The following is a 13,656-nucleotide window of genomic DNA, read 5'->3' on the forward strand; positions in this document are numbered from 1 at the left end:
ATCTGGGCTCGGCGGTCTCGACGGTGTGGTGACGGGTCTCCTCGGGGCGCTCGACATAGACCCGGCGCGGATCGATCGAGACCACCACCGCCTGATTGCCGTAGACCTCGGCGATCTGCTCGATGGCGCTGGTGCCGTCGCCCTCGCCGCCGCGCGCGAGCGCCTGCTCGACGATGTGCACCGCCTCGGAGCCGATCGAGACCTTGTCGGCGCCGGCACGGAAATAACGGTCGGCGACGTCGAGCGCCGAGTAGTGGGTGCCCTCGGCGTCGGAGAAGGCGCGGATGCCCCCGCCGATGGTCAGCGGCACGAACACCCGCTCCGAGGCGCGCTCGAGCACCTCGAGCATCGGCTGGTCGGCGAGCGGGAAGTCGCGAAAACCGGTGATGTTGAGGAAGGTCACCTCGTCGGCGCCCTCCTCGTAGTAGCGCGCGGCCAGCTCCACCGGCTTGCCGAGGTTGCGCACCGCGCCGGACTCGCGCACGTCGTACTGATCGCCCTTGGTCACCACCAGATCGCCGGCGTCGTTGGCACGCACGTCGAGACAGGCGATCACGCGCCGCGCCAGCTTGGTCGGCGCCGCCGCGGCCTCGCGCACCGCCGGGGTCTCGGGCACCGCATCACCGGCGAGGAAGCGGCGCAGCAACCGCAACCCCGCCGCCCCGCTCTTCTCCGGGTGGAACTGCACCGCGCCGACCTGACCGCGCTGCACGGCGCTGACGAAGGGGCTGCCGTAGTCGCTGCTCGCCAGCACCCAGTCGGCGTTCTCGGCGCTCTGCTCGGCGCGGAAGGAGTGGACGAAGTAGAACTTCTCGCCGGCATAGTCGGCGAACAGCGGCGAGTCGCGCTCGACGCGCACATCGTTCCAGCCCATGTGCGGTACCGCCAGCTCGCTGTCGTCGAAGCGGCGCACCTGCCCCGGGATCAGCCCCAGGCCGGCGACCCCGGGACACTCCTCGCTGCCCTCGAACAAGGTCTGCAGACCGATGCAGATCCCCAGATAGGGGCGTCCGGCGGCGAGATATTCGCGCAGCGGCTCGACATAGCCGAGTCGGTGCAGGCGCTCCATGGCCGCGCCGAAGGCGCCGACGCCGGGAAAGATGAGGCGTTCGGCCTTGAGGATGTCCTCGGGGCGTTCGATCTCGGTGAGCGAGAAGCCGAGTGCGTGAATGGCGTTGCGCAGGCTACGGACATTGCCGGCGCCATAGTCCAGGAGCGAAATCATAGCTAGAGTCCGAGACGGTCCAGTGGTGTTGACAGCGGGCGCCCGGCGGACCCGGGCGCAGGCGGGAGCGAGGCCTCGTCCCACGGCGCGGCGGCAAGCCCCGCGCGGCAATCCCCCGTGAGGACGCGATGGGCCGCGTGGCACGGAAGCCGGTCAGTTTAACCGCAACCGCGGCGCAGATCAGTCCTTATCTTGACCACAGGCGCCGCCGGCGAGCAACGAGAGCGTGCGCGCCAGGGTGTTCTCGAGGATTGCGCGCGCATGCGCGGTGGAGCGATAGAGGGCGGCGTGGAGCAGTGCGTTATCGCTGCTGCGGCTCTCACACTCGGCGCCGTAGCGCTCGAAGGCGGCCAGCGCCTGGATCAGGTCGACGAGATGACGCGGACACTCGCAACGGGTATGCGAGGCGGCGGCGATCTCGATGAGTTCCGAGTCGGAATAGCGCCGCGGCGGCGGTCCGTAGCCCAGTTCGGGATCGAGACCGGCCGCTGCGACCCCGGGCTGCAGCGACAGACAGCAACGGGCCAGCTCGGCGGTGGTCAGCGGCGCGCGGCGCGCGCTCATCCCCAGCGCCTCGAGCCGGCTCAGCGTGGTGCTGCTGGAGAACACATAGACCACCACGGTACGCGCCGCCCCGGCATGCATCTGCAATCGCCGGAGGTCGTCGAGCTGATCGAGATGCAGCGTCGGCTGCTCGACCACCAGGACATCGGGACACAGCGTCAGCGGGTCGGCGAGGAAGCTCGTGGCGGTGTCGAAGGCGCGCTCGAGCACCACCTCCTCGGGCAGCCCGCCCTCGAGGCGCAGCCGCTCGCCCAGCGCCGCGCCGACCACCATCACCCGGCACGGCGGGCGGACGCTCGCCATCGGGTCGAGCAGGTCCGGCCCCTGCAGGCGTCCGCGCAACTGGCCGAGATCGAGCCGCGCCACGCTGCCGATGGCATCGCCGCGATCGACCAGACGCTTGATCAAGGTCAAGCGAGCGACGTCCTCGGCGCTGTAGAGACGGACCCCGGAGGGCGTGCGCGCCGGGCTGGCCACCGCGTAACGTCGCTCCCAGACCCGCAGGGTCTCGGCCGGCACCCCGGTCAGCTGGGAGACCGAACCGATGCGAAACCGCTGCTCATCGAGCTGTCTGTCGTGCGCTGTCAACCGCCCCTCCACTGATCTCATCAACCGACAACCATTATGAGGCCTCTCGCGCGCGCCTCCACCCCGTCGCCATTCGCCACTCGGGTAATGCGAGCGGACCCACGAATGCAGTACGATTGCGCGCTCGAACGAACCTCCACCACCACTACCACTTCTTCCATGGGGATCGCGCACGTGCGTAAGCTCGCCAACCTCCTCCTGTCGCTGTCGCTCTGGGCCGTGGCGCCCCTCGCTCTCGCCGAGGAGCAGGTCCATCTCTACAACTGGAACGACTACTTCGCCGAGGACACCCTCGAGACCTTCGAGGCCGGCACCGGCATCCGCCCGGTGCTCGATCTCTACGACGCCAACGAGATCCTCGAGGCCAAGCTGCTCGCCGGCAGCAGCGGCTACGACCTGATCTTCCCCACCGCGCGCCCCTTCGCCGCGCGCCACATCCGCGCCGGGCTCTATCTGCCGCTCGACAAGTCGCAGCTGCCGGGGCTGGATCGACTCGATCCCGAGATCATGGCCAGCCTCGCCGAGATCGATCCCGACAACGCCCACCTCGTCCCCTACATGTGGGGGACCTCGGGGCTCGGGATCAATCGTGCCAAGGTCCGCGAGATCCTCGGCGACCAGGTCCCGCTCGACACCTGGGCGCTGGTCTTCGACCCGCAGATCGCCGCCAGGCTCGCCGGTTGCGGCATCGCCCTGCTCGACGACCCGACCGAGGTCTTCTCCGCCGCGCTGGCCTATCTCGGCAAGGACCCCAACAGTCTCGAACGCGCCGATCTCGACGCCGCCGCCGAGCTGATCAAGGGCGTCTATCCCCATATCCGCTATTTCCACTCCTCGCAGTACATCAGCGACCTGGCCAACGGTGACCTGTGCATCGCCCACGGCTACTCGGGCGATGTGCTGCAGGCCCAGGAACGCGCCGACGAGGCCGGCAAGGGGGTCGAGGTGATCTATCGCATCCCGCGCGAGGGCGCGGCGATGTGGACCGACGTGATGGCGATCCCGAGCGATGCGCCCAACCCCGAGGCCGCGCACGCCTTCATCGCCCACCTGTTGCAGCCGGAGGTGATCGCCGCCGTCTCCGACTACGTCTACTACGCCAACCCCAACCTCGCGGCCACGCCGCTGGTCGAGGCCGCGCTGCGCGAGGATCCGGGCATCTATCCGCCGGCCGAGGTCAAGGCGCGGCTGTTCGTGCCCAACCAGCGCAGCGATCGCGAGATCCGCGACCTCAACCGCCGCTGGACCCGGCTCAAGGCCAACCGCTGACGTGGCGGAGCGCAACTCGTCCATGCCCATCGCCCTCGACCGCCGCAACCTCGACACCTGGCAGGACCCCAAGGCCACGCCCTATGTGCGCATCGAGCGGGTCAGCAAGCGCTTCGGCGAGCACCATGCCGTCGAGGACCTGAGCCTCGACATCTTCAAGGGCGAGTTCTTCTCGCTGCTCGGCAGCTCGGGGTGCGGCAAGTCGACCCTGCTGCGGATGCTCGCCGGGCTCGAGTACCCGACGGCGGGGCGGATCTATATCGACGGGGTCGACGTCACCGACGTGCCGCCCTACTCGCGCCCGGTCAACATGATGTTCCAGTCCTACGCGCTGTTTCCGCACATGACGGTGGCGCAGAACATCGAGTTCGGGCTCAAGCAGGAGCGGCTCGGGCGCGGCGAGCGCGCCGAGCGGGTCGACGAGATGCTCGAACTGCTGCGCATCGCCGAGCTGCGCCGGCGCAAGCCCGAGCAGCTCTCCGGCGGCCAGCGCCAGCGCGTGGCGCTGGCGCGCAGCCTCGCCAAGCACCCCAAGCTGCTGCTGCTCGACGAACCGCTCGGGGCGCTCGACAAGCGCCTGCGCGAGAACACCCAGTTCGAGCTGGTCAACCTCCAGGAGCGACTCGGCATCACCTTCATCACCGTCACCCACGATCAGGAAGAGGCGATGACCATGTCGACCCGGATCGCGGTGATGGACGCCGGTCAGATCATGCAGGTCGACACCCCGACGGCGATCTACGAGTACCCCTCGTGCCGCTTCGTCGCCGAGTTCATCGGCTCGATCAACCAGTTCGAGGGCAAGGTGGTCGAGAGCGACGGCGACCAGCTGCTGATCGAGACCCGGCTGGGCCGACCGATGCGGGTGCGCAACTTCCACCCGCTCGCCCTCGGTACCCCGGTGACGCTGGCGGTGCGACCGGAGAAGATGCGACTGTGTCTCGACTATCGCGAGGACGGCGTCAACCAGCTCCGCGGCGTGGTCGAGGACATCGCCTATCTCGGCGACGTCTCCATCTATCGGCTGCGCGTCGAGGGCCAACGCGTCGAGATGACCCTGACCAACACCCAGCCGCGCACCGAGCAGGTGCTGACCTGGGACCAGGAGGTCGCCATCGAGTGGTCGCCGACCAGCGCGGTGGTGCTGACCGAATAGCCCGACGCGCGCGCCGCGCCATGCACCACACCCGCCCGCGCCGCACCGGCCCGGGCGGGTGCAGGCGTTGCGCCAAACCGCTCCGAGGCCCCAGCAACGCCAACGCCTCTGGCCCAACCCGCTCAGGAACCACCCCGACACACCGCGATGCCCGCACCTCAAGACAACCCACCCGCACGCCGCCAGCGCCTCAGCCGCGTCGTCAACATCGGCCTGCCCTATCTGTGGCTCGGCGTGTTCTTCCTGCTGCCGCTGCTGATCGTGCTGCAGATCAGCGTCGCCGAGCCACGGCTCGGCCAGCCGCCCTACACCCCGCTGTGGGAGTGGCTCGAATCGGGCGTGCTGCAGATCCAGGTCAACCTGCAGAACTTCATGCTGGTGTGGGAAGACAGCATCTATCTGACCGCCTTCCTCAACTCGCTGTGGGTGGCGCTGGTCTGCACCCTGCTCTGTCTGCTGATCGGCTATCCGATGGCCTATGCCATCGCCACCGCCCCGCCGCGCTGGCGCATCCCGCTGCTGATGCTGGTGATCCTGCCGTTCTGGACCTCGTTTCTGATCCGGGTCTATGCCTGGATCGGCATCCTCAAGACCAACGGTCTGCTCAACCACCTGCTGCTCGCGCTCGGGGTGATCGACACCCCGCTCAACATCCTCCACACCCAGACCGCGGTCTATATCGGGGTGGTCTACTCCTATCTGCCGTTCATGATCCTGCCGCTCTACGCCAATCTCTCGCGCCTCGACCCGACCCTGCTCGAGGCCGCCGCCGATCTCGGCTGCCGGCCGCTGCGCGCCTTCGTGCGCGTCACCCTGCCGCTGTCGCTCGCCGGCATCGTCGCCGGCAGCATGCTGGTGTTCATCCCGGTGGTCGGCGAGTTCGTCATCCCCGACCTGCTCGGCGGCCCGGAGACGCTGATGGTCGGCAAGCTGCTGTGGACCGAGTTCTTCGGTAATAAGGACTGGCCGCTCGCCGCCGCCCTGGCGATCGTGCTGCTGGGGCTGCTGGTGGTGCCCTTCGTGCTGATGCAGCGTCTCGAGCGGCGCATGGAGGACAGCGCATGAGACGCCGTCGCTGGCCCCTGCTCAGCCTGCTCGCCTTCGGCTACGCCTTCCTCTACGTGCCGATCCTGTTGCTGATCGTCTACTCCTTCAACGAGTCGCGACTGGTGACGGTGTGGTCGGGTTTCTCGATCAAGTGGTATCGCGAGCTGCTGCACAACCAGCAGCTGCTCGAGGCGGCCTGGCTGAGCGTGCGCATCGCCGCGGTCAACGCCACCCTGGCGGTGGTGCTCGGCACCCTCGCGGCCAACGCCCTGGTGCGCCACGGCCGCTTCCGCGGCCGCAACGCCTTCGAGCTGCTGCTCACCGCGCCGCTGGTGATGCCCGATGTCATCATCGGTCTGTCGATGCTGCTGCTGTTCGTGGCCATGCAGCACGGCCTCGGCTGGCCCGACGGGCGCGGTTTCACCACCATCGCCATCGCCCACATCACCTTCTCCACCGCCTATGTCGCGGTGGTGGTGCGCACCCGTCTGGCGCAGATGGACGCCTCGCTGGAGGAGGCGGCGATGGACCTCGGCGCGCGTCCGCTCACCGTCTATCTGCGCATCACCCTGCCGCTGATCGCCCCGGCGCTGCTCTCGGGTTGGCTGCTCGCCTTCACCCTCTCGCTCGATGATCTGGTGATCGCCAGCTTCGTCTCCGGCCCCGGCTCGACCACCCTGCCGATGGTGGTCTACTCGAGCGTGCGCATGGGCGTCTCGCCGCAGATCAACGCCCTCGCCACCCTGATCGTGGCCGTCGTCACCCTGGCGGTGATCATCGCCGGGGTGACCTCGCTGCGCGGTTCACGCACGCAACGCCGTCGTTGAGCGATGCCCGCCCCGACCGGGGCGGGTGCGATGCGCCCCGGTCCTGCCCCTGATCGCGGACCGGATGGCGTAGACACCCAATGGTTCACAGAGAGAATCTGGACGATCCTCTAGAGTTAGCCGGTTAGCCAGTTAGCCGGCTCGTCGACACAAGGAGCAAGAATGACCGACCAGCGCCCACCCCGCACCTCGATCCGAACCCTGCTGATCGTATTGCTCGCTGTCAGCGTCGGGGCCCTGGCCATCCTGGGTGGGGCCATCCTGTTCGCCAATACCGGAATGCGCGACAGTCGTGCCCAGCTCGTCGAGCTCTCGCGCGCCCAGACCCACCAGGGCAACATCCTCGGCGCCCTGCAGGCGCTGCTCACCCGCCAGACCGAGGTGCTCGCCAGCAGCGATGCCGAGCAACTCGAGGCCCTCACGCCACGCGCCCCGATCGCGCAACGGCTCGATCGCGGGATCTCGGCACTGCGCCGTGCCACCACCGACGCGGACGCGCCACTGCAATCACTCGAGACGGCACTGACCACCCTACTCGACGCCGATGAGCGGGTCGCCGGCGAGATGCTGCGCATCCACCGGCTGCGCGCACAGCTCGCCGGCGTCGGCAACGACCTCGACCAGGCCTTTACCGCATTGCAGTCACACATCGCCGAGCTGGTCGAGGAGCTGGCCTTCCGCAACGCCAGCGCGCAGATCATGCTCACCCGCGCGCTGCGCGCGCCGACGGCCGATGACGCGGCGCTCAGGGAGGCGGCCAAGCGGCTGCTCGACGACCGGGTGCGGCGCGCCGCCCGACTCGGCGGCGAGCTACAGATCCAGACCGCCCAGCTCGCCACCCTTGCCGGCCTGCTCGGCAGCGCCGAGCGCCATCAGGCGCTGATGAGCCTGCATGACAATCGCCTCGCCCCGGCACTCGAGCGTCTCCGGGTCACTCTCGATGAGTTGCGCACACTGCTCGATGATGCCGACACCGCCTCGCTCGGCGCCGAGCTGGCGCAGGATCTCGACGCCCTCGCCCGACGCATCAGCGCCGAGCAGGACTCCTTGTTGTCGCTGCGCGCGGCGCTGCTGCAGGCCCGTCAGGCCCAGGGCGCGGCGCTTGCCGAGCAGCGCACCGCCACCGCGACCATGCACGACAGCCTCGCGGCGCTGGAGCAGAGCACCACCGCGGCTCAGCAGGCGGTGTTCGCCGACAGCGATCAGGAGATGCAGCACATCGCCCGCACCACCCTGACGATCAACCTCCTGGCCGTATTGCTGGTGCTCGCCATCGGCGTGGCCATCCTGCGCTCGGTGCTGCACCCGCTACGCGGCGCGATCGCGGCGATGCGCGACATCGGCGAGGGCGAGGGCGACCTCACCCGCCGTCTCGCCCACTCGCCGGTGCGCGAGATCGACCAGCTCGCCGACGCCTTCAACCGCTTTGCCGAGAAGATGCGCGCCCTGGTCGGCGAGGTCGCCACGGCCAGCGCCACCACCCTCGACCACACCCGCCAGACCGCCGAGATCGCCCAGCGCATCAGCGAACGCGCCGACGCCCATCACGGCGAGGCCGATCAGGTCGCCGCAGCGCTCAGTCAGCTCTCGAGCAGCACCGCCCAGGTCGCCGAAAGCAGCGAGCGCGCCACCGAGGCTGCCGATCGCGCCCAGCAACGAGCGAACGATGGCCGCGAGATCTCCGCCGACTCGCGTCAGGCGGTCGAGCACCTTGCCACCGAGGTTGCGGGCATGGCCGAGCAGTTGCGCCAGCTCGACGCCGATACCCGCGACGTCGACCAGGTGTTGACGGTGATCCACGCCATCGCCGAGCAGACCAACCTGCTTGCGCTCAACGCCGCGATCGAGGCGGCGCGCGCCGGCGAGGCCGGGCGCGGCTTCGCCGTCGTCGCCAACGAGGTCCGCACCCTGGCCACCCGCACCCAGCGCTCGACCACCGAGGTCGGCACCATCCTCGAGCGCGTCCGCGCCGACGCCCAGCAGCTGGCGCAGGGCGTCAGCACCAGCGAGGCGCGCGCCGAACAGGCCGTCGAGCGCACCCTCGCCGCCAGCACCCGCTTCGCCGAGATCGCCGACCTGATCGACACCATCCGCGCCCAGAGCGGCGAGATCGCCACCGCGGTCACCCAGCAATCGGCGGCGACCAACCAGCTCGACGGCCAGGCGCGCAACATCACCGACAGCGCCTCGCAGATGCGCAGCGGTGCCCACGACGCGGCCCAGATCAGCGGCGATCTCGCGCGCCTGGCCGAGGGTCTGGCCGACACGGTCTCGCGCTTTCGCATCGAGGAGACGTCACACGCGTCCACCGAGCGACGATGATCTGTCGCAACCAATCGACGAATCCGCCTTCTAAGGGGGCGAGGGTTTGGGCATGCTGAGTCTCGGCGGCGCATCCCGATCCCTCGTCACCGGGACCGCCGACACGTCGCCCGGGTAACGCGGGCGCGACCTCGTCGCGATCGCGGCAGCAACGACGGGGCGTCGGACCGACGCCCGCACCGTCCGCCACCGACACAGAGATCATGACCCATCATTGCTCACGTCCCCGTCCAACCCGCTGGCTGGCGGGCGCCCTGCTCGCGCTCGTGACGAGCCTGCTCGCCCCCGTGGCGAGCGCCGTCGAGACCGCGCGCGATCATGAATGCCTGCGCTGTCACGCCATGTCGACCCTCGCCTATCGCGAGCCCGACAGCGGCGAGATCCGCAGCCTCGCGCTCGATCCACAGCGGCTCGATCACTCGGCACATGCCGAACTCGCCTGCAGCGACTGTCACGCCCGTGGCTATGGCCGCTATCCGCACCGCGCCAAGCTCGCCGACGAGCAGCTCGGCTGCGTCGAGTGTCACGCCGACGACCCGGCCGACGCCACCTACCGGCTCGATCGCATCGCCGAGGAGTTCGCCGCCAGCGTCCACGCCAGCTCCGATCACCACAAGCTGCGCCAGTTCGACTGTCACAGCTGTCACGATCCGCACGCCTTCCGCGCCTCCCAGGTCGGCGACGACCTCGGCGCCATCGTGCGGCGCGACAACCAGACCTGTCTCGACTGCCACCACCGGGTGACCGACCCGCTACGCGGCTCGCACGCCTGGCTGCCGCAGCGCGACGCCCACTGGGCGGCGGTGCGCTGTATCGACTGCCACACCCCGACCACCCCCCAGGCCAGTCACCAGATCCTCGCCGCCGCCGACAGCAGCAAGCGCTGCGTGGCCTGTCACAGCCGCGACTCGCGACTGCGCGAGGGGCTCTATCGCTACCGCCTCGCCCAGGACCAGGCCGAGCACGGCTGGCTGACGAGCCTGGTGCGTAACGACGCCTATATCGTCGGCATGAGCCGCAGCCCGCTGCTCGACGCCCTGAGCCTCGCCATCCTCGCGCTGGTGGCGCTGGTCATCGCGCTGCACGGCTATGGCCGCTATCGCCTCGCCCGCCGCCGCAAGGAGAACGACCGATGAGCACATCCCCACTCTATCCACTGTGGCTGAGGGCCTGGCACTGGTACAACGCGGCGCTGTTCCTGGCGCTGATGGTCAGCGGCGTGAGCATGCACTACGCCGGCACCGACTGGCTGCTCGGCTTCAACCAGGCGGTGGCGATCCACAACGTCTCCGGGACATTGCTCGCGCTCGGCTGGATCGCCTTCGTCCTCGCCAACCTCAAGAGCGACAACGGCCGTCACTATCTGCCCCGGCCGCGCGGGCTGGTGCGGGATCTCTGGGTGCAGGCGCGCTACTACGCCTACGGCATCTTCCGCGACGAGCCCCACCCCTTCCACGCCGGGCCGGCGGCCAAGTTCAACGTGCTCCAGCAACTGAGCTATCTCGGTGCCATGTACCTGCTGATGCCGCTCTTGATCCTCAGCGGTCTGGGCTTTCTGCTCTCGCCGCTGCTGCCCGAGACCCTGCTGGGCATCAGCACCCTGTGGCTGGTGGCGATGACCCATGTGCTCACCAGCTATCTGCTGGTGCTCTTCCTGCTCGTGCACGTCTACATCATCACCATCGGCGACAGCCTCACCGCCAACCTGCGCGCCATGCTCACCGGTGAGCACGGCACCTCCGACGACACCCAAGAGACCGATCGGCACGCGTCATGAAGCACGTACTCGCACCCCTACTCCAGACCAGACGCAGGCGCCTCCTGCTCGCCGGGGCGCTGGCGCTGCTCGCGCTCTATCTCGTCTACCGGCTGCTCTATCCGGTGCTGTTCGACGCCTACGTCGGCAAGATCAACGCGCCGCTGGACTACGCCAGCTCGCGTGCGCTCACCGACCAGGCGTTCGAGCGCATGGCACGCGACCTGACCGAGGAGGCGCGACGCGCGCGCGCCGCCGAGCGGGTCGAGGCCGAGGCCGAGGCCGAGTCGGCGTTCGCCCGCGAGGTGCGCATCGAGATATTGATGAACACCCCCTCGGTGGTCCGCGCCACCGAGCCGAGCCATATCAAGTACTTCCGCGAGGCCGGCATCCGTCGCTACGAGGGTCCCAAGACCTGTCTGCAGTGTCACGCCACCATCGAGGTCACCCACGGCGACGGCACCACCTCGGTGGTCGACACCCTCGACGACCTGGTCAACTCGGTGCACTTCAAGTTCCAGAGCGACTCGCCCGGCTTCTCGACCTACGGCTACGACGGGCGCGAGGTCAACGCCCCCGGCGAACGACCGATCCCGGTGGGCAAGATCAACCGCGCCTGCGGCATCCCCGGCAGCTTCTCCTGGACCGGCTGGGCGGCGTTGATCGAGAGCCGCCCGGAGCACGCCGAGGGCGAGGTGGTGCTGCGCAGCGAGGGCTGCGGCCAGTGTCACATCGGCGGCAACTACCAGCCGGCCACCGAGAAGATGATGCCGATCGGCGACGTCCCGACCGAGGCCAAGGCCGGGATCGACTGCCTGATCTGTCACGCCACCGACTACGACATGAACCAGCGCTATGTCATCGAGGACGCGCACGGCCTGCGCTGGAACCAGGACCGCAGCATGCGCGCCGCGCTCACCGTCGGCCCGGTCACCAGCGACAACTGTCTGCGCTGTCACCAGCACAACATGGGCGGCGACGCCTATCACGCCAACCAGGCCGCCCAGGCACTCGGCGAGCGTCACCAGCGCCTGCTCCACCAGGGCGCCAAGCGCGGCAACCCGTTCAGCCCCGAGGCCGACGTCCACGCCGCCGCCGACATCCAGTGCACCGACTGCCACGTCCCCGAGGGCCACAAGATCCCGCGCGGGCGCTTCGGCGTCGACCTGGTCGCCAACGACCTGCCCGACAAAGAGGTCGCCTGCGAGGGCTGTCACAGCCGCGCGCCGCACAACGCCTCCGAGCACAAGGCGCTGCTCAACGGCCATATCGACCGCCTCGCCTGCGAGACCTGTCACATCACCGCGCTCGAGGACAACAACGTGGTGCTGCGCGACTGGGTCCACCCGACCTGGAACGCCGAGGAAGGCATCTACGAGCCGACCGACATCTACCGCTCTGGCGCGCCCGGCAAGGGCTTTACCTATCTGTGGTTCAACGGCAACGGCACCTTCCTCGCCAACGCCCTCGGCAGCAACCCCGATGGCGACGGCAGCTACGACCCGCTGATGGCGCAGATCACCCGCATCGACGACCCCGAGGTCATCGCCGCGGTGCGCGCCAGGGCCGAGGCGCTCAAGGCCGACTATCCCGAGATCGACGTCGAGGCCTATGTCCGCGCCGCCACCGATCCGCTCTCCCAGCTCACCCCCGAGCTGCTCGCGCAGCGGCGCGCGATGATCGAGCGCAACCTGCGCCCGGTGATGGAAGGCGGCAAGAGCCGCATCTATCCGTTCAAGCTGTTCAACGCGATGATGTACGAGGACACCGCCAACCAGGGTCCGTTCGGCGCCATGATCCTGCCCTTCGACTACGCCACCTACTACGCCACCGGCGACAGTCGCGCGGCGGTTGTGCAGGCGCTGCGCGACCCCATCGTCCAGCGCATGTACCAGACCCCGTTCAAGGTCTACATGATGGACGAGTTCATGGCCTACTTCGGCGTGCTCGATGGCTGGACGGCGAACTATCCGCTCGACGAGACCGGCCGGCTCGGCCCCCAGGTCGAACCGCACTGGATGCGCCAGATGGGTACCCTGATGGTCAACCACGGCATCCAGCGCGAGGCCCACGGCTGCGCCGACTGTCACGCCCCGGACGGGATCATGGACTTCCGCGCGCTCGGCTACGGCGAGCGCCGCGCCGCCGAGCTCGAACAGCTCGACGGGCTCGACCTCGGGCGCATCGACGAGCACTGACAGGGACCCTTTCCACCACCAACGATCGACGGGCCGCCACCGGGCGGCCCCGAGGAGACCCCCATGCGACTGCTGCACACCATGCTGCGCACCGGCAACCTGCAACGCGCCATCGACTTCTACACCCAGGTCCTCGGCATGCGGCTGCTGCGCCAGAAGGACTATCCCGAGGGCGAGTTCACCCTCGCCTTCCTCGGCTACGGCGACGAGTCCGACCACACCGTGCTCGAACTGACCTACAACTGGGGCGTCGAGCACTACGACCTCGGCAACGGCTACGGCCACATCGCCATCGAGGTCGAGGACGCCCAGGCCGCCACCGCCCGCATCCGCGCGCAGGGCGGCAAGATCCTCCGCGAGGCCGGCCCGATGAACGCCGGCACTACCATCATCGCCTTCGTCGAGGACCCCGACGGCTACCCGATCGAGCTGATCCAGGCCGGTCAGCCGATCGGCTGACACCCCCGCCCCCACACAGGCCCCGGCGATCACCCCAGCCCCCGGCGCGCGTGATCGCCGACGCCACCTCCTGCACCGGGAGCCAGCCCGGACCCTGTGTCGGCCACCCCGACGACCACTCCCCCCTTCCGAACACCGCCCCACCTGGGTGCCCGGCCGCTGGAGCCAGCCTGGATTAAGGATCGTCAAGAGAAATCGACAAAAATTATCTATAACAAAAAATATTTTATAATCATCCGGCAGAT

11 protein-coding genes are annotated in these 13,656 nt (G+C 68.8%); 9 read left to right on the top strand and 2 right to left on the bottom strand.

Annotated features, from left to right (window positions below; all coding sequences use genetic code 11):
* Together hisH and EBL85_RS15300 are read right to left on the bottom strand one after the other, a co-directional pair.
* Positions 1-1,225: imidazole glycerol phosphate synthase subunit HisH (gene hisH / locus EBL85_RS15295; RefSeq protein ID WP_123143357.1), on the bottom strand; the 1,225-nt coding region annotated here is incomplete at its 3' end.
* A 180-nt stretch (positions 1,226-1,405) separates the two neighbouring features.
* Positions 1,406-2,377: a MerR family transcriptional regulator gene (locus EBL85_RS15300; protein ID WP_223806170.1), complete on the bottom strand. Its 972-nt coding sequence runs from the start codon at positions 2,375-2,377 to the stop codon at positions 1,406-1,408.
* A 159-nt stretch (positions 2,378-2,536) separates the two neighbouring features.
* Here EBL85_RS15300 and EBL85_RS15305 point away from each other — a divergent pair, with 159 nt between their 5' ends.
* The 9 genes from EBL85_RS15305 (at position 2,537) to gloA (ending at position 13,411) form a co-directional block, all read left to right on the top strand.
* Entirely contained in the window at positions 2,537-3,646 is a 1,110-nt protein-coding gene (locus EBL85_RS15305) for a polyamine ABC transporter substrate-binding protein (RefSeq protein WP_123141692.1), read from the top strand.
* Between the two features lie 22 nt (positions 3,647-3,668).
* Positions 3,669-4,802 (top strand): ABC transporter ATP-binding protein, encoded by a 1,134-nt coding sequence (locus EBL85_RS15310; protein WP_062272805.1) that lies wholly within the window; start codon positions 3,669-3,671, stop codon positions 4,800-4,802.
* A 147-nt stretch (positions 4,803-4,949) separates the two neighbouring features.
* On the top strand, positions 4,950-5,867 hold the full coding sequence (locus EBL85_RS15315) for an ABC transporter permease subunit (protein WP_062272803.1): 918 nt from the start codon (positions 4,950-4,952) through the stop codon (positions 5,865-5,867).
* The gene (locus EBL85_RS15320; RefSeq protein ID WP_123141693.1) at positions 5,864-6,676 is read left to right on the top strand and encodes an ABC transporter permease subunit; all 813 of its coding nucleotides are present in this window, start codon (positions 5,864-5,866) and stop codon (positions 6,674-6,676) included. The genes EBL85_RS15315 and EBL85_RS15320 overlap by 4 nt, the downstream gene beginning before the upstream one ends.
* Positions 6,677-6,838: 162 nt before the next feature.
* Positions 6,839-8,998 (top strand): methyl-accepting chemotaxis protein, encoded by a 2,160-nt coding sequence (locus tag EBL85_RS15325; RefSeq protein WP_123143358.1) that lies wholly within the window; start codon positions 6,839-6,841, stop codon positions 8,996-8,998.
* A gap of 203 nt (positions 8,999-9,201) precedes the next feature.
* Complete coding sequence (locus tag EBL85_RS15330; protein WP_123143359.1) at positions 9,202-10,134, top strand: nitrate reductase; 933 nt, start codon at positions 9,202-9,204, stop codon at positions 10,132-10,134.
* A complete protein-coding gene (locus EBL85_RS15335) occupies positions 10,131-10,775 on the top strand; it encodes a cytochrome b/b6 domain-containing protein (protein WP_123141696.1) in 645 nt (214 codons plus the stop codon). The genes EBL85_RS15330 and EBL85_RS15335 overlap by 4 nt, the downstream gene beginning before the upstream one ends.
* The gene (locus tag EBL85_RS15340) at positions 10,772-12,952 is read left to right on the top strand and encodes a multiheme c-type cytochrome (RefSeq protein WP_123143360.1); all 2,181 of its coding nucleotides are present in this window, start codon (positions 10,772-10,774) and stop codon (positions 12,950-12,952) included. Before EBL85_RS15335 ends, EBL85_RS15340 begins: the two co-directional genes overlap by 4 nt.
* A 63-nt stretch (positions 12,953-13,015) precedes the next feature.
* Positions 13,016-13,411 (top strand): lactoylglutathione lyase, encoded by a 396-nt coding sequence (gene gloA, locus EBL85_RS15345; protein WP_123143361.1) that lies wholly within the window; start codon positions 13,016-13,018, stop codon positions 13,409-13,411.
* Positions 13,412-13,656: the final 245 nt, after the last annotated feature.

Origin of the sequence: Marichromatium sp. AB32 (assembly GCF_003718675.1) — a bacterium.
GTDB lineage: Bacteria > Pseudomonadota > Gammaproteobacteria > Chromatiales > Chromatiaceae > Marichromatium > Marichromatium gracile.